At 62.6% G+C, this 21,495-nt stretch carries 19 protein-coding genes and 1 pseudogene; 7 read left to right on the top strand and 13 right to left on the bottom strand.

The annotated features are described in order from the left end of the window. Positions 1-178: 178 nt before the first annotated feature. Positions 179-802, bottom strand: a pseudogene (locus tag MMAR10_RS11240) (AAA family ATPase); the annotation flags it as partial. A gap of 230 nt (positions 803-1,032) precedes the next feature. On the opposite strand from MMAR10_RS11240, the gene MMAR10_RS11235 reads away from it, so the two are divergent. Then, positions 1,033-2,001, top strand: coding sequence for a hypothetical protein (locus tag MMAR10_RS11235; RefSeq protein WP_011644102.1), 969 nt, complete (start codon positions 1,033-1,035; stop codon positions 1,999-2,001). 864 nt (positions 2,002-2,865) lie between these two features. After that, complete coding sequence (locus tag MMAR10_RS11230; RefSeq protein ID WP_011644101.1) at positions 2,866-3,411, top strand: hypothetical protein; 546 nt, start codon at positions 2,866-2,868, stop codon at positions 3,409-3,411. Between the two features lie 695 nt (positions 3,412-4,106). On the opposite strand, the gene MMAR10_RS11225 is transcribed toward MMAR10_RS11230, so the two are convergent. The 4 genes from MMAR10_RS11225 to uvrB all read right to left on the bottom strand — a co-directional run bounded on the left by MMAR10_RS11225 (position 4,107) and on the right by uvrB (position 9,996). Continuing rightward, the gene (locus MMAR10_RS11225) at positions 4,107-5,234 is read right to left on the bottom strand and encodes a DNA cytosine methyltransferase (RefSeq protein ID WP_011644100.1); all 1,128 of its coding nucleotides are present in this window, start codon (positions 5,232-5,234) and stop codon (positions 4,107-4,109) included. A 29-nt stretch (positions 5,235-5,263) separates the two neighbouring features. Beyond that, a complete protein-coding gene (locus tag MMAR10_RS16920; RefSeq protein WP_011644099.1) occupies positions 5,264-6,205 on the bottom strand; it encodes an O-methyltransferase in 942 nt (313 codons plus the stop codon). Then, entirely contained in the window at positions 6,205-7,566 is a 1,362-nt protein-coding gene (locus MMAR10_RS11220; protein ID WP_150099765.1) for an ATP-binding protein, read from the bottom strand. Before MMAR10_RS11220 ends, MMAR10_RS16920 begins: the two co-directional genes overlap by 1 nt. 264 nt (positions 7,567-7,830) lie before the next feature. Next, positions 7,831-9,996, bottom strand: coding sequence for an excinuclease ABC subunit UvrB (gene uvrB / locus MMAR10_RS11215; RefSeq protein ID WP_011644097.1), 2,166 nt, complete (start codon positions 9,994-9,996; stop codon positions 7,831-7,833). 149 nt (positions 9,997-10,145) lie between these two features. Here uvrB and MMAR10_RS11210 point away from each other — a divergent pair, with 149 nt between their 5' ends. Further along, positions 10,146-10,634: a response regulator gene (locus MMAR10_RS11210; protein ID WP_011644096.1), complete on the top strand. Its 489-nt coding sequence runs from the start codon at positions 10,146-10,148 to the stop codon at positions 10,632-10,634. A 3-nt stretch (positions 10,635-10,637) separates the two neighbouring features. After that, the gene (locus tag MMAR10_RS11205) at positions 10,638-11,081 is read left to right on the top strand and encodes a response regulator (RefSeq protein WP_011644095.1); all 444 of its coding nucleotides are present in this window, start codon (positions 10,638-10,640) and stop codon (positions 11,079-11,081) included. 39 nt (positions 11,082-11,120) lie between these two features. Here MMAR10_RS11205 and MMAR10_RS11200 read toward each other — a convergent pair whose 3' ends face one another. Further along, positions 11,121-11,519, bottom strand: a complete 399-nt coding sequence (locus MMAR10_RS11200; protein WP_049755723.1) for a DUF3775 domain-containing protein — start codon at positions 11,517-11,519, stop codon at positions 11,121-11,123. Positions 11,520-11,717: 198 nt separating this feature from the next. On the opposite strand from MMAR10_RS11200, the gene MMAR10_RS11195 reads away from it, so the two are divergent. Beyond that, positions 11,718-12,218 carry a response regulator gene (locus tag MMAR10_RS11195; protein ID WP_041636950.1) on the top strand — a complete coding sequence of 167 codons (501 nt, stop codon included), beginning with the start codon at positions 11,718-11,720 and terminating at the stop codon, positions 12,216-12,218. Positions 12,219-12,245: 27 nt separating this feature from the next. Here the strand turns inward: MMAR10_RS11195 and MMAR10_RS16355 are convergent, their stop codons facing one another. The 6 genes from MMAR10_RS16355 to MMAR10_RS11165 form a co-directional block, all read right to left on the bottom strand. Beyond that, complete coding sequence (locus MMAR10_RS16355; RefSeq protein WP_011644092.1) at positions 12,246-12,737, bottom strand: hypothetical protein; 492 nt, start codon at positions 12,735-12,737, stop codon at positions 12,246-12,248. Between the two features lie 182 nt (positions 12,738-12,919). Then, the gene (locus MMAR10_RS11185; protein WP_011644091.1) at positions 12,920-13,264 is read right to left on the bottom strand and encodes a hypothetical protein; all 345 of its coding nucleotides are present in this window, start codon (positions 13,262-13,264) and stop codon (positions 12,920-12,922) included. Positions 13,265-13,324: 60 nt separating this feature from the next. Further along, on the bottom strand, positions 13,325-14,341 hold the full coding sequence (locus tag MMAR10_RS11180) for a threonine aldolase family protein (protein WP_011644090.1): 1,017 nt from the start codon (positions 14,339-14,341) through the stop codon (positions 13,325-13,327). Positions 14,342-14,373: 32 nt separating this feature from the next. Next, entirely contained in the window at positions 14,374-15,153 is a 780-nt protein-coding gene (locus MMAR10_RS17070; RefSeq protein ID WP_190273917.1) for a hypothetical protein, read from the bottom strand. 96 nt (positions 15,154-15,249) lie between these two features. Continuing rightward, the gene (locus MMAR10_RS11170) at positions 15,250-15,840 is read right to left on the bottom strand and encodes a class GN sortase (protein WP_011644088.1); all 591 of its coding nucleotides are present in this window, start codon (positions 15,838-15,840) and stop codon (positions 15,250-15,252) included. After that, the gene (locus MMAR10_RS11165) at positions 15,837-18,059 is read right to left on the bottom strand and encodes a marine proteobacterial sortase target protein (RefSeq protein ID WP_011644087.1); all 2,223 of its coding nucleotides are present in this window, start codon (positions 18,057-18,059) and stop codon (positions 15,837-15,839) included. The genes MMAR10_RS11170 and MMAR10_RS11165 overlap by 4 nt, the downstream gene beginning before the upstream one ends. A gap of 296 nt (positions 18,060-18,355) precedes the next feature. Between MMAR10_RS11165 and MMAR10_RS11160 the strand changes: the two genes are divergently transcribed. Then, the gene (locus MMAR10_RS11160; protein ID WP_011644086.1) at positions 18,356-19,561 is read left to right on the top strand and encodes a pyridoxal phosphate-dependent aminotransferase; all 1,206 of its coding nucleotides are present in this window, start codon (positions 18,356-18,358) and stop codon (positions 19,559-19,561) included. A 119-nt stretch (positions 19,562-19,680) separates the two neighbouring features. After that, a complete protein-coding gene (locus MMAR10_RS11155; RefSeq protein WP_011644085.1) occupies positions 19,681-20,148 on the top strand; it encodes a Dps family protein in 468 nt (155 codons plus the stop codon). 435 nt (positions 20,149-20,583) lie between these two features. Here MMAR10_RS11155 and MMAR10_RS11150 read toward each other — a convergent pair whose 3' ends face one another. Next, entirely contained in the window at positions 20,584-21,477 is an 894-nt protein-coding gene (locus MMAR10_RS11150) for a LysR family transcriptional regulator (protein ID WP_011644084.1), read from the bottom strand. Between the last annotated feature and the right edge of the window lie 18 nt (positions 21,478-21,495).

The raw sequence follows: 21,495 nt of genomic DNA, 5'->3' as shown, positions 1-21,495 counted from the left end.
CCGGTGGCGGCGCGCTGCCGGCGAGGGCATAGCCGGGCTGGTTTTCCAGCGCCTCCTCATCCTCATCAACCTCCTGGCCGGACATGCCGGCCGTTGCCGGTGAGAGAATATCGGCCTCGAAGGTCGAGCGCGGCGGGCGGTCCAGCAGATCGCGCGATCCATCCGACCGCATCCGCATCAACCGGTCATCCAGATAGGCCCACAGATTGGCGACCTCGACTGCCGAGCGGCTCGTCTCGGACACCTCGCCGACCGTGCGGCCGTCGATCATCGAGGCGGCAAAGTCGACGCGGTGATGCAGGGTGACCGGCGCGACGGTGCCGTGTTGTGACAGGGCGACCGCGGTTTCGCCGGTGATCCGGGCCCGTGCGGTGGCCGAATTGATGACGAAGACCAGTGGCTTGCCCTGCATCTGCACGATATCGACCGTCGGACCGACGGCGCGCAGATCGTGCGGGCTGGGGCGGGTCGGCAGGACAACCAGATCGGCATGGGTGATGACCTCGGCAATCGTCGAGGTCACCGCTGGCGGCGTGTCGATGATGATCAGGCGGTAGCCGGCCTCTTCGAGCAGCTGGATGTCGCGACCCAGATCGGGCACCGAGATGCGGGCGAAGGCCGGCACGCTGCTGGTCCGGGCATTCCACCATTTGGCCATCGAGCCTTGCGGATCGGTATCAACCAGGGCGACCGGGCCGGCGCCGGACAATTCCGCCTGTACGGCCATGTGGGCGGATACGGTCGTCTTGCCCGACCCGCCCTTCTGCGACGCGAATACAACGACTTGAGCCTTGCCTGTCATGAGGTGACCTCTCCCGTCCGGTCGCACGAAGGCGACCTGTCAGGCCCCATGAAAACAGGGATGTCTTGCCCGAGGTCTAAGCAGGGTCCCCGGATTTGAGTCGAAATTTCGCTGAATTGTCGGGGTCGGACATCGTCGGCGGCGGGCATGGGGGACGGTCTCACAGACAGTCCCGCCCGGCCAATGGGCCCCTTCATGCTAGGCTGAACGCCTGCAATGGAGGCTGTGACATGACCGAGACCGCGCTGAACCGCTATATCGCCCTGTTCGAGGCGCTTGAGCGTGCCCGGCCAAAGCCGGACAGCAGCGCCCGTCCGTTCGCGGCGTCAGCCCTGGTGCGCGCTCCGGCCGGTGAGGGCGGTTTCAATGTCCGCGCCCTGACCACCCGCACCCGCGAGATATTCCGCATCCTCAAGGAGGAATCAGGTGGCTGGCGTGCGCCCAGTGGCACGCTGCGCTGGATCTATGCGGCAATGATGGCGGCCCAGTCGATTGACCCGCAACGCTATTTCGCCATCCGCAATGCGTTGAAGGACGCCGCCAAACCCTCCGGCACCGGCTCGCTCTATGCCGGCGGTACGCGCGCGGCGCTGGTCCTGTCCCTGTCGAGCGAAAACATCGACACGCTGATCGCCCGTTTCTTTGCCATCAAGGAAGCGATCAAGCCGCCCTGGTATCGCCGCGACATGTCGGTCACTGACATGTTTGCCGCCGCTCATGCCGCCGAAGGCGCGACACCCGGCGAGGTCGTCGCCCGTCGCGACCAGGCCGAGGCGGTCTTTGCCGCCGACCGCGTGCTCAAGGGGAACAAGCACGAGGGCGCCCGTCTTTGCGCCCTGATGGGCACCAGCCCGCACCAGGTCGTCGCCGGTTTCGGCGCCCTGCGCGAGGCCGTCCGCGCCCAGCGCAAGCTGCGTCATGACCATGACAAGTCGATGCTGGTCGCCTGGTCCTGCGAAGGCCTGACCGCTGCCGATATCCCCGCCCTGGCCGAGATCCGCGAAGCCCTGCCGCGCCAGTGCAATGGTGCCGGCGGTGCCCGTACCCGTCTGGCGCAGCAGATCCTGGTCGCCGACCGGCCCGCCCCGCCGGCCGGCAGCCTCTCCGCCCTGACCGCCGTCATCGCCGCCCAGGCCGCCATGATGGCCGCGGTGATTGCCGGCAGCACCGTGGCGACGACGAGTGCAGCGTCCAGCTGACGCCGGGCACGCCTGTGGCTCCGCACGCTTTCGCGCCGGAGAGTTGGGAGGGAGCGGGATGTCGGCCGGAGCCGATAAAGCGCTGATTGAATAACGGTAGGCTTCGACAAGCATCCCGCTCGCGGAGATTTCCCGGACGCTCTCGCCCCCGATTCCAATGCGCCAGGTACTGAGGGTCGGTCGTTTAGTGCCCCTGGACCTGATCGCACGCCCTGCCGGAGTGTCGGGATGTCATCCCCGAGACGCGGACAGGCTCCGCAAGTTCCCGGGCACAAGTGACAGGGCCCGTGCCTCCCATCCCGAAAACCGAGGGCATTATCGCGCTGGGTGAAGGGGGGAGGATAAGTTTTCTGGATTTTCTGGCAGAGCGCACTTTCCCTCTCCCTTGTGAGAGGGCCAGGGTGAGGGGTAAATCCCGGTGAGTGCAGGTGTTTCCCCCCTCATCCGGCCTCCGGACACCTTCTCCCGAGGGAGAAGGAAGTTGGTGCACAGCGGGGATAAACGACGTCCGGAAGGGCGCATCCGCGCTCACCCACCCATACAATCCTTGCCGAGAGTTCGCCGCATCCGGTTTTCCAGGTCAAGGGCGCGAAGCGCCGCTGCGCGGTTTCACCCTTGAGCTGGAAAACCGGATGCGGCCTGCTGGCTGACAAGGACTGTATGGCTCAAACCGCGCGGTGCGCCTGTTTTGTCGGGAAGTGGCGGATTCCTTTCTGCCCCCGCTTGCGGGGGAAGTGGGCCGGTGCGCAGCACCGGGTCGAAGGGGGCGGGTGCCGCGAACAGACGCCCCCGCCCGTCACCCATTTGGCTCATTGTACAGTCATCTTCGCCTCGCTAGCTTGAGCCGACAGACAGGGGACCCTCATGACATCGACCACACGCACACTTGTCGCCAGCCTCGCCGCCCTGGCCGCCCTCGCCACACCGGCCCTGGCCCAGAAAGGCCCGGCGGCTGCGGCCCCGGACGATTGCGACCATGTCGCCATGGCCCATTGGGGCGGCGATCCCGACAGCGGGCTGGTCGCCGAAGCGGTCACGATCTGCGGCGAGGATGGCCGCGTCCGCGCCACGCTCACCCTGGTCGCCAGTGATGGCGAGATCCGCTTCCAGCGCCAATATCCCACCGACGAGGTCATGCTCCTCGCCTCGCCCGCCGACGGCGACATGCCGACCCGCCTCGGCTACTGGCTCGCCGCCTTCACCGACCTCGACAACACCACCCACATCCCCGGCGAGGACGCCGAATTCCCCTTCCTCCCCGCCGAAGGCCTCACCGACGCCGACATCAACGCCCTGCGCGCCGAAGCCCGCGACATGGCCTGCTACGTCCAGGGCCTGGAGAGCGCGAACTGCCTGGTGCGCGACGGCAAGGATGTGCGCGAGATCGGCCTGATGCTGTTTCCGGGTTAGTTTCTGCCTCTCCCCGACCGGGGAGAGGTCCCGGAGCGCGTTAGCGCGTAGGGGGTGAGGGGCGCGCTGCCCTGCGGCGCATGGGAAGGCTTTTTATTGGCGCTGCCGCGCCGCCCCTCATCGACCCTGCGGGCCACTTCTCCCCGGTCGGGGAGAAGCAATTGAGGTCCTTCCCCTTGATGGGGAAGGTGCCCAGAAGGGGCGGAAGGGGCGAAACGCGTGAGCGTTCCGTCGCTGGCCGCCGATCACCCACTCCGTCTGGCCGCTGACGCGTCCAGCCACCTCGCCTTGTCTGGGCGAGGACCCACCGCCCCATCTCCCACCGTCATCCCCCGGTCGCGGCAAAGCCGCGATCCGGGGGACCCCATCCACCCCGCCGGTCGTTCTGCCTCCGCCAGCGCGTCTAAGCGATCAACCCGGCGAGCCGAGGTCCCCCGGATGCCCGCTGCGCGATCCCCGTGGGATGACGGAGTGTTTGGGGCGATGTAGAGAGATGGCCGGTCGCCACCTGCTCGCGCGCCCACCGATGCAAAGTCGTAACCGTTACCTCGGCTGTCTCCGCCATCGACACGGTGTCATGCCCCGTTCGACGTATGGCAATCGCCATCCACGCTGGAACCGCACGGCGCTCAGGAGTGTTCTTGAATCAAGGCATGGGCGCAGTTTAGGCGCTGTGAGGTGGGGGATAAGGTAGTTTACTCGGCTGCCAGCGGCAACGCGTTCTTCGAGTCCAACTTGCTTGCTATCACACTAAAAATCGCTTCCGAAAATATCGGTGAGACGCTATTTCCGATCATCCTGTGGCTGTGCCACTTGGTCGGGTGAAACAGAAACCAATCAGGAAAGCCTTGAAGTCGAGCGGCTTCTCGAATTGAAATCACACGCGGCTCGCGTGGATGTATTGGGCGAGCGGCTTGATAGGAGCCTTTGTCTGATCCTGTGCCAGCGCGCAGTGTCGGAGCGATACCCTCCCAACTGAGACGTTGATACCGACTGACGGATTCTTGCTTGCCTGGCAGGGTTTCCGAGAAGCGTTCAATAGTCTTGGCGGTATGCTCGGTCGGTTGAAGCCCGGTTACATAACCCTTGGCGAACAGCTGCCTCGCGTATTCTGGCAAATAGCCTCGCGGTGGTGGAGTGCGCATCTTTCGAGCGTACGCACTTTTGGGTTCAGTTGTGTACTTGACCCAGTCGTATCCGCCGTCTTTACGAACGCCCGCGCTAGGCGAAGGTAGATCGTGAATGGCTTCTCGAACAGACGTGGAGGGTAACTTCACCCGATCGAAATCGGCCACTGAAAGGGCATCCATTTCACTGGGGTTGAAGCCAACAATTAGGACGCGCTCTCGACTGGTCGCGGCGCCAAAATCCGCCGCGTTCAGTTTGATTGGCCCGAGTACCTCGTAGTGGTCAGGGATTGATGAAAGCACGGCATCGACAGTGGATTTATGTCGCGGTGCCAATATGCCGGGGACGTTCTCCATCACGAAAAACTTGGGGCCCAAAGCTGCCGTGAGTTCAATGAAACGGACCGCCAAATTGTTTCTGGGATCATCATCAATTGAACGCCCCATAACGCTGAACCCTTGGCAGGGCGGGCCGCCGATCACACCAACAGGGCGCTCAGGCCCTGATTTGCGCTTTAGAGTAGCCGCCTTCGTTTTGGCGAGATCGAGTTTCTCAGCGTTTCCGACGCCGAAATTGCGGCGGTACGCAGAGCGGAGGTCGTTGTCGACATCGACCGCCAAAGCGGTGTTGAACCCGGCGTAGTGGGCACCGAGTGAGAGGCCACCGCAGCCACAAAAGAGATCAACAATGTTCAAAGTGCGTCCACCTGATTCCAAGCGCCATTCTAGCTCGATAGCTGAGCGAAGTGAGGATAGTAACGGTAGAATTCCTGAAAAGATCGAATTTGCTCCTCTTTCAAATCGAAGCCAATTCGTTTGAGGCTACCTCTGGTCATGGGGCGTGTGCGAGGCAGTGAAGCTTGAAGAGCCGCACTCTCTTTGAGGGTCAGAGGTGGGGTCTCGATTTTGAGATCGGGGAAACCTCGACGATCATTGTGCATATGAGCTTTCGCTGCTTCACGCGCTGCAGGTTCAGGAAAGCAACCTCCTACAGTGACCATCGGTGCTCCATCACGATACGGGAGCAAACAGCTTGGCACAAAGCCTCCCGGTCGACCGTTTGCGATTGCAGCTGACTGGAGACTGTCCAGTGTTAGTTGTCCTAGAAATCGTTGTAGGCGATCTGCACCAAGCAACTCTCGGTCGACATCATCAGGGTACCCGTCCCCGAACAATGCTCTTAAATTCTCATCGATCTGCCTTGGTTTGCCATACTTGTGCGGCACCGCATTAAAAGTTACGAATAGTTGGCTGGAATGCGGCAAAATCGTTGTTAAATCATATATTTCCTGAAGTGAATCCTCAGAGAGACGGTCATCGTAGTCCAGCCACACAATCCAAGGTCGGTTACCGTATCTCGAGTCTGCACCGATCTCGGGGATTACGTCGCAACTCCACCCATGCCTTACGTCTATGCACTTGAAGGGTTTATTGAATTTTGCTCGCTTGTACCCGATTTCATCGGCTTCGATTGAGACTAGGTCGCCTATTTCCAATGCTTTATGGGCTATGTGAAAATCGGTGAACCAGACGGACCCGAATCCAATGTAAACTGGATTAGAGACCTCCATTGCGGCTACTGTCGAACGGACAATCTCGAATACGATCGAACGCTGGATGGCCTTGTTGGGCCTCAGGCTATAATTCACAGTGTCAAACGTGGCCATTAGTCTTCGCCGACGAGCTCATTGAACGCTAGTTCAAAGGTATTTATTCCGACATCACGATAAGGCAGTCCTACATTGCCCATAGCCGCGGCGAGCTCTCGAACCCTATTCTTCGGCATCTGATAAGCGATGTTTGCGACCGGCTCGCGGGTTTTGGCTGTAAAGCTTGGCAATTTTGCAGTTTTAGAATGTTCGATCTCGAATATCGAAATGTTGTTAGTTGCACTTTCGCTTTTATATGCGGCATCTCGCTGCGACTTCCGCGCATTTGTGTATTCAATCCAGGAGGTTGACGGCTTCCTCATCTGAGCCAACGCTCGGCGGAACATCGGCTGTGTTGCATCCACACTTCGCTTGGTTGTGGTCAACGGAAGAGATTCTGCATTCTCAGCTGAGAATATAACGATCCCGAGAAATCCACTGTACTGTGGGTGCCATTTCGGCCAATTGGGCGTGCCCCATCCAGTAATGGTAGATTTGTCTGCGGCCACTACTACTCTACCATTGCAGATGACATACCAGCCTGATCGCTGCTCAAAGTCTTTTCTTCGTTCGCCTGGTTCGAGGTCATCAGGAGGTGGGGCGCCCATTCCTGCAAGAATTTCAACAAAGACTTCCTCGCCGTTCACTTCGTCGACGTACGAGTCGCGCATAGGTGTGAATTCCGCGCTCTCCCGCAGTTCAATCAACCAACCCGTGACCGGCATGCCATTTACGGATATCTGAAGCCCGCGATGAAGATGTATACTGTAGTCTCTCGAGATCACCCGTATTAGCTGTTTCACAAAATCCGGGTTCGAAAAATCAGCTTTGGTGTTGTCAGTTAGATTATCTACGCTGATCTGGACGCCGGGCTCTGGTAGAGGGTTGTCGCTTTCTATATCGAAATCCCAATCTTCTTTGTCGCCGTGCGCTAGCCATCTGTCCACGTCGATGGGAACTCGGAATGCTTCAATTTCGCCATTCGCTTCCGAAGTGCTGCGAACTAAAATTTTGCGCCCAATCTTGAAGACGGCACGTTTCATTCCAATGCCGTAGATGCCGATACTATATGATTCTGCGTCTGCGTTGGCTGATCGCCCAAAAGTGAATGCGTATTCGACGGCATCATCGAAGGATATTCCGCCGCAATTGTCGCTTATTGTGAATCCATCTTCAGATAGGCTGATGTCAATTTTGTACTGATCGAGCTCAACGTTGTTATTCAGCGTGAACGCGTTTCCACCGGCTCTTTCCCAAGCGCCATCGATACAGTTGTCGATCAAATCCAATATGCAATCAGTGAGCGTAATGTCTCTTGTCAGCATTCTGACAAAAAACGCCCTAGTTGGATTAGCGCTCGCGCTGCCTAGCTTTTTCATTCCAATCCTCATGCGCCCCTAGATTGCGGCATGATGGGAATTTCTCTTGGAGCCGTCAATTTGTATGTGGGGTGATCGCGGTATCGCGTTCACTATCGCCCTCCGCTCGCCGATTCTAGTGTGCCCGGAGTTGCTAGTTAGCGAATTCTGTGGACGTTGACCCCGAATGTGAGAACACGATCCCGCGCACAAATTCCGGATTTCATCTCTGACCTTAGACTTTTTCCCACCTGCTGTCCCTGGCGCTGCGGCGGATGAAGCCGTCTACTCCCCCCGCAACTTCAAAACCTCATCCCTTAACCTCGCCGCTTCCTCAAACTCCAGATCCGCAGCCGCCTCGCGCATCCGCTTCTCAAGATCCGCAATCACCGCGACCACATTATCCCCCGCCACAAACGCCGCCTGATCGGCCTCGCGCAGGCCTTTCGGCTTGCCATCGCCCTTCTTGCGGCCCTTGGCCGCCACGCCGCGGCCCTTGGCTTGGGACTCCATCACTTCTTCCAGGATGTCGCTGATGCCCCTTGTGATCGTCGTCGGGGTGATGCCGTGTTCTTCGTTGTGGGCGATCTGTTTGGTGCGGCGGCGGTTGGTTTCGTCCATGGCGCGTTGCATCGAGCCGGTGATGCGGTCGGCATAGAGGATGACCTTCGAGTCGGCGTTGCGGGCGGCGCGGCCGATGGTCTGGACCAGGCTGGTTTCTGACCTGAGAAAGCCTTCCTTGTCGGCGTCGAGAATGGCGACGAGGCCGCATTCGGGGATGTCGAGGCCTTCGCGCAAGAGGTTGATGCCGATCAGCACGTCATAGACGCCGAGGCGCAGGTCGCGGATCAGTTCGATGCGTTCGACCGTGTCGACGTCGGAGTGCATGTAGCGGACCTTCAGGCCCTGCTCATGCATGTATTCGGTCAGGTCCTCGGCCATGCGCTTGGTCAGCGTGGTGACCAGGGTGCGGAAACCCTTTTCGGCGGTGGCGCGGGCCTCGTCGATGACATCATCGACCTGGGAGGCGCCATCTGTGGAGACCGGGCGGATCTCGACCGGCGGGTCGATCAGGCCGGTGGGGCGGATGACTTGCTCCGTGAACACACCGCCAGTCTGGTTCAGCTCCCACTGGCCCGGTGTCGCCGAGACCGAGATGGTCTGCGGCCGCATGGCGTCCCATTCCTCGAATTTGAGCGGGCGGTTGTCGAGACAGCTTGGCAGGCGAAAACCGTGATCGGTCAGCGTCTTCTTGCGGCTGAAATCGCCCTTGTACATGGCGCCCAGCTGCGGGATCGAGACATGGCTCTCATCGGCGAAGACGAGGGCGTCCTCCGGAATGTATTCGAACAGGGTGGGCGGCGGCTCGCCCGGCTTGCGACCGGTCAGATAGCGGGAATAATTCTCGATGCCGGCGCACGAACCGGTGGCGCCGAGCATTTCCAGGTCGAACTCGGTGCGCTGCTGCAGGCGCTGGGCTTCCAGCAGCTGGCCATTGGCCTCCATCCAGGCGAGGCGTTCCTTGAGCTCGGCCTTGATCTTGACCACGGCCTGGTTGAGCGTCGGGCGCGGCGTCACATAGTGCGAATTGGCGTAGAACTTGACCGATTTGAGCTCGGTCATGGTCTTGCCGGTCAGCGGATCAAACTCGGTGATCTGCTCGACCTCATCGCCGAAAAAGCCGATGCGCCAGGCGCGGTCGTCATAATGGGCCGGGAAGACTTCCAGATTATCGCCGCGAATGCGGAAAGTGCCGCGGATGAAGGCGGCGTCATTGCGGGTGTATTGCAGGTCGACCAGCTGGCGCGTGATGGCGCGCGGATCGACGATGTCGCCGGGCTTCAGCTCGAAAGTCATCGCCGTATAGGTCTCGACCGAGCCGATGCCGTAAATGCAGGAGACCGAGGCGACGATGATCACGTCATCGCGTTCGAGGATGGAGCGCGTCGCGGCGTGGCGCATCCGGTCGATCGCCTCATTGATCGACGATTCTTTCTCGATGTAGGTGTCGGTGCGCGGCACATAGGCCTCGGGCATGTAGTAGTCGTAATAGGAGACGAAATACTCGACCGCATTGTTCGGGAAGAAGCTCTTGAACTCGCCATAGAGCTGGGCGGCGAGGGTCTTGTTGGGCGCCAGGATCAGGGCCGGGCGCTGCACCGCCTCGATGATCTTGGCCATGGTGAAGGTCTTGCCGGTACCGGTGGCGCCCAGGAGGACCTGGTCGCGCTCCTCATCCTTGAGCCCGGCGACCAGTTCCTCGATCGCCTGCGGCTGGTCGCCCTTGGGGGAGTATTCCGAGACGCACTGGAAACGCTGCCCGCCTTCGGACTTTTCCGGCCGGTCCGGGCGGTGGGGCGTCCACTCGCCGGCGGTCGTCACGCTGGTCAGCGTGTCGAGCACGAAGTCTTCCGGGGCGGTGAGGGTGTCGTCGAGGGTCAGCTTGGCCATGGGGGGAATATGTGACGCTGCGCGCGCGAGGGCCAGTGCCGCACTGCGACCTCCTTGCCAGCATGCTGTCAGGAGGCCGCATAGCGCATGAGCGGGCGTTAGGCCGGTGTTCAGCGGTTTGTGGTTCACTGGTGGACGAGGAGATGAGGATGACCGCTCATTCAATACCATCACCGGCAATACCATCACCGGCAATACCATCACCGGATCGTCTCACCGTGCTGCTCGTCGATGACAGCCGCCCGGTCCGAGGTGTCATCCGGACCCTGCTCAACGGCATTGGTTTCGCCCGTGTTTTCGAGGCGGCTGATGGCGATGAGGCCCTTGTCCTCGCCCGCACCTGCCGTCCGGATCTGGCCCTGGTCGATTATGATCTCGGCCAGGCGACCGGTCTCGATCTTGCCCGCCGCCTGCGCGATCCGCTGCAATGCGCCCGGCCGGACCTGCCGGTGTTTCTGCTGGCGGCGGACGGGTTTGCCCATCTCGTGCGTGGCGCCCGGGCGGCGGGTGTGTCCGCTGTCCTGCCAAAGCCGGTCAATCCGCGCACCCTGCTGGCCGGACTCGCCGCGTCATTTTCCGCACCCGGCTTATTGCCGGAATCGACCGCCATGTTAGATTCTGCGACCAGAGAGGGTTGATGCATGTCGAATTTACCATTGGCCGGGCAGCGAATCCTGATCGTCGAAGATGTCGCGTCCATCCGGACCCTGGTGGCGAAACTGCTGGAACGGCTGGGCTGCGAGGATGTGTTGGAATCGGCCGACGGCGAAACCGCCTGGCAACACCTGCAACGTCAGAAAATCGACGCCATGCTGCTCGATTATGAGCTGCAGGGCGATGACGGCATTTCGATCGCCTGGCGCGTGCGGGCGGACAAGGATTTGCTGAACAAGGATGTGCCGATCATCCTGCTGACCGCCCATGACGAAATCCGCATCGTCGAGGCGGCGCGGAAGGCCGATATCGACGCCTATCTGGTCAAGCCGGTCATGCCCGACCGCCTGGGCAGGCGCATTCTCGAAGCGATCAAGCATCGCCAGGAAGTTGTCGGACTGCCGCCCGGCGCAACGGAAGTGTCCTGGTAGGGAGACGTGTCCTGGCAGGGGCCGGCAGGCGTGGCCCGGTCAGGCGTCGTCGAACACGTCCGCCTCGATCACCGAATCCAGACCCAGCTCCAGATAATCACCCAGCATGGGCGCGCCGAGCAGGTAGTCCTCGGTGGGGCCGCTGCGGCGGCTGCGGGCCTCGCGGACGGCGCGACGGAAATCCGGCCCGTCATAATCACCGCGACCGATCCAGTACAGCGCCACCAGTTCGGCCTGGGCTTCTTCGTCGAGCGAACCCAGCCAGTCCTCGATTTCGGTGCGGATCGGATCCCTGTCGCCGGTGAGCAGGCTCTCTACAGCATCGGTCTCGCCGCTATCAGCGTCGCGCTCGAAATCGTCGATCTGTTCCTTGCTGTCATAGGCGCGGGCCCGATCAATCAGGGAGCGCACCATTTTCTCTGCGATGTTCATGACCATGCCCTCTTCAAGCTGCCAGATTGAACGCAACGCAACGAAATGAGCCTAGCACGGATCGGGTGGTTTGTGACCTGTCGACCCGGCCGCCCGCGTGCGGCAGTCTGTCGCCATGCCTGCCCAGCACGGTCAAGACTTGGTTAAGGCCGCATGTGCACAATTGGGCTGACCGTTGATTCCCTTTCGCGATTGCGAGAATTCATGTCCGGCAGTTTCGACCGCATCCGCGTTCTCATCGTTGAGGACAATGCGCACATGTCGACCATCCTGCGCACCATCCTGCAGGGGTTTGGCGTGCGCACGATCGTGGAAGTGCGCGACGCGGCTGATGCCTTCGAAACCATGCGCGATGTCAATCCGGATTTTGCCCTTGTCGACTACATGCTGGGCGATCTCAACGGGCTGGAATTCACCCGCCTGGTGCGCACGGCTTCGGACAGTGCCAACAAGTATCTGCCCATCGTGATGGTCACCGGTCATACCGACCGCTCCAAGGTGATCGAGGCGATCAATGCCGGCGTGAACGAATACCTCGCCAAGCCGGTGCGTCCGGTCGACCTCTTCCATCGGATTTCTGCCCTGATCGAGCGGCCGCGCCGCTTCATCAAGGCACCGACCTATTTCGGTCCCGACCGCCGTCGTCGCCAGGATCCGCGCTATGCCGGGCCGTGGCGCCGCGAGGGCGATGAGGACAAGGCCTAGCTGATGTAAGGTCCGGTCGGCGCGGGCCTAGTCGCCCCCGGGGCCGTTCAAGATGGTGATCGTGCAGACCGGGTTGGCGCTCATCGTGTACTCCAGCTCTGACGACACTGTCACCGCCTGAAGGTTTGTGCCATTGGCTGTACAGCTGGCGTCGCTGCCAAAGCCCCACTCGAATTCGATCAGGATGGAGTCCCCGAAAGGCAGTAACAGCCTGATCATGCCTCCCAGCGCGTCATACTGATTATCGACCCCATTTCGATAGCTCACGACATCGCCCGGCTCGACGGTTGAACCCGGGATCGGGGTTTGTTCCCATACACCGCCGGTCAGTTCGGCATAGCCCAGCTCCACCGGGTTCGCCGAGGCGGATTCGATCTCGATCGTCAGGCTGCGGGCAAACTCGTCCAGCAGGACTTTCCCCCGGACGGGTTTGGGCGCGGACTCGACTGCAGACGTCATGACATCCGGGGCGGGCGAGGCGGACGACAGGGCGGCGGCAAAGACGATCGTCGACAACATGGGTGGCTTTCTCCGGTTGATCGCCCGAACGCTGGCACGCCTGGCGCTAAGATTGTCTGAATCGGAAGCGACCGACTCGGCCTTCAATTCGACTCGGCCTGCAAGTCGGCACGGCCTGCAATTTGGCGCGGGGGCTGGGGCGGCAGAGCATTGGGGCGCATTTGCGTTGGGCTGTCAGCCCGTCAGGCTCGCTCTGCCGCGATCTGCTCGATCCCGACCCGGCAATAGGTCGAAAACACGATCACGGCCTCCTCGGCCCCGACAGCCTTGCGCTTGCGGATGATGGTGGCGAAATCTGCATTGTTGACCAGCAGGTCGGGCCCGACGCTGGTCAGTTCCTCGCGCAGGATGAGGGCCGTGTCACAGCTCAGCGGCGCGCCACAACCGGAGCGGCAGGCGATGGCATCGGCTTCGGCCAGCAAACCCAGCATGCGCCGCGCGGCTTTCCTGTCAGCGACAAGCGCCCGGCCATAGGCGTCAAAGCGGACCGCATCGAGGTGAAACAATACTCCCCACTCGGTCGACATGTGGATCTCCCTGCTACACGCAAAGAGTGTACTTGTTTTGTTCCACGCCTGCAAGTGGCATCAGATGGCGGCCAGTGTCGCCACGATTTCCGCTTTGGTGGTGCACCAGCTCGTCACGAAGCGGGCCGAACCGTCCGGCCATTGGTAGAATTGCGCGCCTGCGTCCCGCATCTTCGCCGCAATGGCCTCGTCGAGGCGGACGAAGATCTCGTTGCCATCGACCGGATGCAGCACTTCGGCACCATCGACGCAGCGAAAGCCGTCGGCCAGGGTCTTGGCCCGGGCATTGGCGGTGCGTGCGAGATCCAGCCAGAGATCATCCCTGAGCCAGGCCTCGAACTGGGCTGCCATGAAGCGCATTTTCGGCGCCATGTGGCCGGCGCGCTTCTGGCGCGCCTGCAACTCTTCGAAACGGTCCATGACCGACGGGAAGAGAATGACGGCTTCGGCGCCCAGGGCGCCATTCTTGGTGGCGCCAAAGCACAGCGCATTGACCCCGGCCTTCCAGGTCAGCTCGGCCGGGCTGCAGCCGAGTGTGACCAGCGCGTTGGCAAAGCGCGCGCCGTCCATGTGCACAAGGGCGGGGCGGTCCTTCACCCGACCCGCCCGTTCGCGGACCTCTGAAGGGGTATAGGCCGTGCCGCTCTCGCTCAGATTGGACAGGGACAGCACACGGACCGGGCTGGTGTGGACGAAGCCTTCAGGGATTTCCGCCAGCGCCCGTTCGAGCCCGTCCATCCCGATTTTTGCATGGTCGCCGGGCAGCGGGATCAGCTTTCCGCCGCCGGTAAAGAATTCCGGCGCCCCGCGCTCGTCGCGATGAATGTGCGCCTCGTCATGACACAGGATCGCGCCATGGGACGGACACAGCACTGACAGGGCCAATGCGTTGGACGCCGTTCCCGAGACCGCGAACAGGACCTTCAGATCGGTCTCGAATATCGCTTTCAATTGTGCTTCGACCCGGGCCGAGACCGGATCGGCGCCATAGGAAGGGGCGAAATCGCGATTGGCAGCGGCGATCGCTTCGATCAGGTCGGGATGGGCTGGCGCGGTGGTATCGGACAGAAAATTCATGGGTCGCAATGGACAGAGGAAGACGCCGGTCGTCAATCACCGAAGGCGGGGTCGGGGACCAGCGGCGGCAGGCTGTCGCGCATCTGGTCGGCTGACGAGGTCGGTCGTCCAAGCACATCCGCCAGCGTCGCCTGACCGCCCAGATCGCGGCCGGGATAGGCATTGCGCTCGAACAGGGCGCGGATCTGGTCGGCGGTGAATTGCGCCATCGCGGCGCGGCCGCGGGCGATATTCTCTTCGCTGGCATATTGCAGCATGGGCAGTCCGTCGTCGGACCTGAACGGGGTGCAGGCCAGTGCCCGGCGATTGGCATCGGACGTCGACAGGCAGAAGACCGAGCGGACGGCGTATTTAGTTCCGCCTCCGCCGCCCGGGAAAGGTATCGCCGTCCGGTCATCATTGAAGGGATTGGTGTCGCTGAGAATGTTCGGCGCCTCGACGGCGGATGCCGCACGATCGGCAGGGGGCAGCTCGTCTGACGGGGCGACCACAGCCGCCGTATCCAATGGCGGCTCGGGTGAAGGGGCCGGCTCGGGTTCGGCAACAGGCTCTGGCTCAGGATTCGGTTCGGGGGTGCTCTCGGGTTCCGGCTCCGGCTCTGGCTCCGGCTCTGGCTCCGGCTCTGGCACGGGCTCCGGCGCTGGCTCGGGCAGGGACACAAACACGATATCGAGCACGGCCGGCTCGGTCTCGACAGGTTCCGGGCGAGGCGCGAACAACAGGCCGATGATGATCAGGAGGTTGGCGGCAAGCGCAAGCGCGCCGGCGGTCAGACGGCGGCGCAAGGCTTCGGAAAGGGGCGTCAAAAACACCACGCCCGGTCAATCCTTTCACTCGGCCCCCGCCGTCACCTCACCTGCTTAGACCAGTGTGATGACGGAGGCCAGAGCCATGATGCGACGGCCGGATCAAAGTGACAGAACCGGCTCGGCCCAGACCACATAGCGGTCCGGGCCAGGTACCAGGCTGCCAAAGGGCCAGCATGTGACCAGGGCCAGCCTTGCCGGTCCGAGCGAGGGTTCGATTCCCGAGCGGGCGGCGTCGACGATCTGGGTCGAGGTCACTCGAAAGCGCATCGGACTTTCGCCGGCCTGTTCAACGATCACGATGTCGCCGGGGACAAGTCTTTCCAGGAAAGCGAAATGGGTATCGCGATGGGCGGCGATCACGCTGACACCGGCTTCGCCGGGCCGGGCTGATGTGTCGAGCAGGGCCGGACCGAAGGCCAGTGCCTCGCCGCCGCCATCCGACAGGATGATAGCGTGCTCGCCAAGAGACGGGACGGAGAGCCGCGCCACGGGCCGAAAATCGGCCCAGGGCCATGGTGTGGACGCGGACTCTCCGTCGATTGCGCGGGTCCAGGACTGTGCAAGGAGGACCTGCGCAATGTCGGCCTTCACGCCCAGCCAGGCGCCTTGTGCGAAGACAACAAGGCCGGTCGCCATCAGGCCGAGGGCCAGCAGGCGGGAGGCGGGAAGGCGGGATGGAAAACGGATCACCACAGGCGCTCCTCGCGGCGGGTGATCAGCCAGATCAGGGCGAGCAGCATCATCAACGCGCCCAGTATCATCAGGACCTGCCGCGGTGTGGCGGTGGCGGGCAGGGCCAGACCGGCGCTGTCAGCGGCGGTTGCGCCAGCCATGGGGGCGGGCCGGGCAGCGAACAGGCGGGCATCGGCGGCGGCATGGCGGACAAGAGGCGCCGCCTCGCGCTCAACAGCATCCAGGTTCCAGCCGTCCGGGATCATGGTGGGGACGTCGCGGCTGGCCAATGGTGTTCCATCCGGTCTTGCCGGGGTGATATCGACCGCGACCAGGCTGGTCAGGCGGGAGACCAGGCTGAAATCGAGCGCGGTTTCCAGTACCGCCGCGTCGATCCGGCTGGCGGCCACACCCTGGAAGCGGGTCTCTTCGAGGGCGCGGATCCGGTTGCGGCCAAACAGGGTGGCGATGCCGTGTCCCTCATGGGCGTCGGCGAGGGAAAGGGTCTCGCGCCAGCGCGCCCCGGCGGTCTCGCCTTCGATGACCATGTTGCCGTTGCGGCTGGCCAGGCGGGCGGTCAGGGTGACCGGTTCGCCGTAATAGAGATCGGGCAGCGGCGCCGGCCAGATTTCGCTCAGCGCCCCTTCAGGAAAGAGGGCGTCGAGATCGGTCATGACCGGACGTTCCAGCGCCGTGAAAAGCTCTTCCATGCGGGCCTCGACTTCGCTGACCTGTCCGATCTGGGTCGAGGTACCTCGTCCCAGCCGCGCGGCGCGGCTCATGAAATAGCCGTTCGGGGCCGATCCGATTCCGACCGGGAACAGGCGCGATCGCCCGAGGCCGGCCTCGATGGCGGCGAAGAGTTCGGCCTCATTGCCGATTGCACCATCGGTCAGGAAGACGATCTGGCGGACCCGGCTATCATCGTCGGGGCTGGTGTCGCGCAGCGCGGCGTTGAGAGCCGGCAGCATCACTGTGCCGCCTTGCGCTTCCAGCCGGCGGGCGAAGGTCAGGGCGGTCGCGACATTGTCCGGCGAGGCATCCACTGCCTGCGGAAAGACCTGTTCCATCGTATTGTCGAAGCGGATGACATTGAAGCGGTCACCCGGCTCCAGGCGTTGCAGGGCCGTGATCAGGGCGGCACGGGCCTGGCGCATGGAGGCGCCGCCCATCGAGCCGGAATTGTCGATCACGAAAATCGTTTCGCGGGCCCGGCGCGGCGTATCGGCGCCCAGCTCGGCGGGCGGCAGGATCTGGGCCAGCAGATAGGTCTCCCCCTGCCATTCCTCGATGAAGAGGGCGGCGCTCGCTTCGCTCGGGTCGGCGGCGCGCCAGGTCAGGACAAAGTCGCGATTGGCCGGGATGGGGCCGTCGGCGAGGCTGATGCGGGCCGTTCCGTCGCTTCGCCGCTCGACCAGCGTGGCGTGGTAGAGGCTGGCGATCTCGCCCAGCGCATAGCCGGCGTCCAGATCGGCGGTGATCGTGACCGGCAGACGCAGCTGGTCTCGCGGCTCCAGCGATGCCGGCATGACCGGCGGGGTAATGCGCGACGCGTCAGGGACTGACGAGCTGTCGGTCGAAACCATCTGGAAGTCGCCCCCGTCCGGAATGTAGCGTGGTGTCAGGCCGAGCGGCTGGGTCAGCTGGAAGCGTCCATCCACGAAGCGCGCCACATCCTGGTATTCGAACTGGACGATGATGGTCTCGCCTGGCCCGATATTGGCGACCGAGGTGGTGAACATGTTGGGCCGTTCCTGCTCGACCAGGCTGGCGCGCTGGCCATTGGCGCGGGCGGCCTCATAGGTGCGGCGGGCGGCCTGGCGTTCCTGGATCTCGCCCTCGATGAAGCGGTCTCCGACCTGCATGCGCAGCCGGTCGACACCGCTGTCTTCGGGCATCGGGAAGACATAGGTCGCCTCGACCCAGGCGTCGGTCGGATTTTCGAAGCGCTGGGTGATGGTGGCGCGCACGACCGGTCCGGAAATGTCGAAGTCGATGTCGGTGGCGACCATCGGGGCGGGAATATAGCGGCCGGGCTGGATGGTCTTGATCAGGAGGGCGCCCTCATTGATCTCGGACAGGCGGACCATGTCGCTTTCGCCGATCTCGACCGGCTCCGGCACATCGGCGCGGGCCTCCGACCAGAGCAGCGCCGAAGCGGCCAGGGCCGCGATCGCCAGTGTGAGTGCGAACCAGGCCTGTGAGCCTGCCGAGTGGTGAGTGTGTGCGGTCGCCATGCGAACCTCCCCGAAATGTGCCGGCCGCCCCCACTTGCGAGGGTGATTGCGCGGCGACCGACCTCCCTGTCCACGGTCACGCTGTGCCCGGATCGAGAGTGTGACAGGGCGGCAATGCGGCGATTGCGGGGAAAATTGGGGCGATGTCAGGGCGGTTCGGGCGGGTCCGCAGGGCGTACAGCCATGCAGAAACGCTGTCGCGCATTGGCGATCTTGCATAGCTGGGGGATTGGCCTGCCGGTCGAGCGGGACTAGGCTTTTTCCTTCCAGCCAAGCTCTACCGGGACATCATCATCATGACATTCACGCCGTCCGCCGCGCTCCAGCGCGTCCAGCCTTCTGCCACGCTCGCCGTCACCCAGAAAGCGCGCGAACTCAAGGCCAAGGGGATTGACGTGATTTCGCTTGGCGCAGGTGAGCCGGATTTCGACACGCCCGACCACATCAAGGAGGCGGGAATCGCCGCCATCCGGCGCGGTGAGACGAAATACACCAATGTCGACGGGACGCCGGAGCTCAAGGATGCGATCATCAAGAAGTTCCGCCGCGACAATGGTCTCGACTATGCCACCAACCAGATCCACGTTTCCACGGGAGGCAAGCCGGTCATCTATAATGCCCTGCTGGCCAGTCTGAATCCGGGCGATGAAGTCATCATCCCGGCGCCGTATTGGGTGAGCTATCCGGAAATGGTCAATTTGGTCGGCGGCACGCCGGTCGTGGTCAAGGCCGGGATCGGGAACCGCTTCAAGATCAGCCCCGACCAGCTCGCCGCCGCGATCACGCCGAAAACCCGCTGGCTGATCCTCAACTCACCGTCAAACCCGACCGGTATGGGCTATACCCGCGACGAGCTGCGGGCATTGGCCGACGTGCTGCTGGCCCATCCGCATGTCTGGATCATGACCGACGACATGTATGAGCACATTGTCTATGAGGGCTTTGAATTCGCCACCATCGCCGAGGTCGAGCCGAAACTCTACGACCGCACCCTGACCATGAACGGGGTTTCGAAGGCTTATTCCATGACCGGTTGGCGGATCGGTTATGCCGGTGGTCCCGCCGCGCTGATCAAGGAGATGGGCAAGGTGGCGTCGCAGACGACCTCAAATCCATGCTCCATCTCCCAGGCGGCGTCGGTCGAAGCGCTCAATGGCGACCATTCATTCCTGGAGGCCCGCAATGCGGCCTTCCTGCGCCGGCGTGATCTGGTGTTGGAGGCGATCAACGGGGCTGAAGGGCTTATCGCTCCCACGCCGGAAGGGGCGTTCTATGTGTTCGCCGACTGCTCCGGCACGATCGGCAAGACGGCGCCGGACGGGACGATGATCAATAATGACACGGATTTCTGCGCGGCCCTGCTCGGAGCGGAGGCCGTGGCCGCCGTTCCCGGTGTCGCCTTCGGGCTCGAGCCCGGTTTCCGCATCTCCTACGCCACCTCGGATGAGGCGCTGGTCGAAGCCGGCAAGCGTATCCAGCGGTTTTGCGCGTCGCTCCGGTAGGTATAAATTCGGCCGATATCTGTTCCAGTAAATACTGATTTGAACTATGAGTCCTGCCGGCCTACACAGGGTCCAGAGACAGTGGTTGATCCGCTGGAAGGCAAATTGAGGAGAACGACATGGGCATCAATATGGGTCTGTCCGACACGCAGCGCGAAGCCATGGCCAACGCGGTGACGGCCGTCCTGGCCGACACCTATGCGCTCTATTTCAAGACGCATGTCTATCACTGGAACGTCACAGGTCCGCGCTTCCATGACCTGCACGCCCTGTTCGAGACGCAGTATAATGAACTCTGGATGGCGACGGATGTGATCGCTGAGCGCATCCGCGCGCTCGATGTGGTCGCTCCGCGCTCCTATGACGAGATGACGGACGCGGCCACGGTCAAATCCGGCGGGGAAGCGACCGAAGCCAATGACATGTTGCGGGACTTGCTGGGCGGACACGAGACCGTTGTCGCGACCATCCGCAAGGCGCTGACCCTGGCGGCCGAGCATGGCGATGAAGCGACGGCCGATGTCCTGACGCCGCGGCTGACCGAGCACGAGAAGTCCGCCTGGATGTTGCGCTCCACGATCGGCTGAACGACCCGGTCGGTTCGTTAACGAGAGCCTCGACGCCCCCGGTGTCGGGGCTTTTCTCTGTCTTGATGCCGGCTTTCACCGGACAAAAAAAGCCCCGGCTCGATGAGCCGGGGCAGTGATGGTTGTGCGGGCCGGGGAAGCCCGAAAGATATGGCGCCGGGTCCTAAAGGGGAGGAGAGGGACCCGGCGCGATCTTGCGCGCCCAAATGGGGAGGAGGGGCGCACAAAACTCAGAAAGGGGAAATCTGAGGAGCGGCGTGATCGCCGCGTCGGGTGGGTATATGTGTGATTATTGCCCGTAACAGAAGTGTCATCGCGTCATGTCTGGTATGCAAAAAGCGAGATTTGACACATTGTTGCCATGCAATGCCGGGTAGGCAGCGGCGCTGTCAGGCAAGTGCCTGAATTCCCGAACCTGATGCGGCAGAAATGTGGCTAGCTCTGCCAGCGACGCGCTTGTTCGATCAGGAAATCGCGGAAGGCAACGATGCGGCGGGACCCTCGAAGCTCACTCGGATAGACAAAGAAGACCTCGAAATCCGGCCCGTCCAGGTCGGGCAGAACGCGGACGAGCTTCGTATTCTCGCGCGCCACATAGTCCGGAAGGGCGGCGATGCCCATGCCGGCCTCGACCGCTTTCATCACGCCATAGATCGTATTGACCTCAATGACGGCCGGGCGCGGCGTGGCACCGTCGGCCCGACCGGCCTTGGCGGCCCAGTCGAGGCCCGGGATCGGGGCCAGTTGTGGCGGGCCATAATAGATGATGGCGTGGTCGTCGAGTTCGGACGGCGCCTTCGGGCTGCCCTTGCGCTCGACATAGTCGTGGCTGGCATACAGATGCTGGCGCACCGACAGCAGCTTGCGCTGGACCAGGTCATTCTGTGTCGACGGCCAGGGCCTGATGCCGACTTCCGCTTCCAGGCCGGCCAGGTCGAGCTCGTGGTCGTCGAGCATCAGGCGGATGCGGATATTGGGATATTCGGTGTTGAATTCGGCCAGACGTGGGGCCAGCCAGATCGCACCCAGCGCCGTCGGGGCGGTGACCTTCAGCTCACCGGACGGTTCGTCGCGGGCGTCCTGGACATGCGCTTCGGCAATCGCGACCTTGGAAGCGATCTCATGGGCGGCGCCGTAGAGGAGGTTGCCCGGTTCGGTCGGAATCAGCCCGCGCGCGTGACGGTGGAACAGGGTCACACCGAGATCGTTTTCAAGCGCCGCGATCTGCCGGCTGACCGCCGACTGCGACAGGCCCAGCATTTCAGCGGCCTTGGTCAGGGACCCGGCCTGTGCGGCCGCATGAAAGGTTTTCAGCTTGTCCCAGTCCATGCCCGGCATCTCCCCCGA

Origin of the sequence: Maricaulis maris MCS10, assembly GCF_000014745.1 — a bacterium.
Taxonomy (GTDB): Bacteria; Pseudomonadota; Alphaproteobacteria; order Caulobacterales; family Maricaulaceae; genus Maricaulis; species Maricaulis maris_A.
The sequence above is the reverse complement of the archived record's forward strand: the minus strand, read 5'-3'. Positions and strand labels throughout refer to the sequence as shown.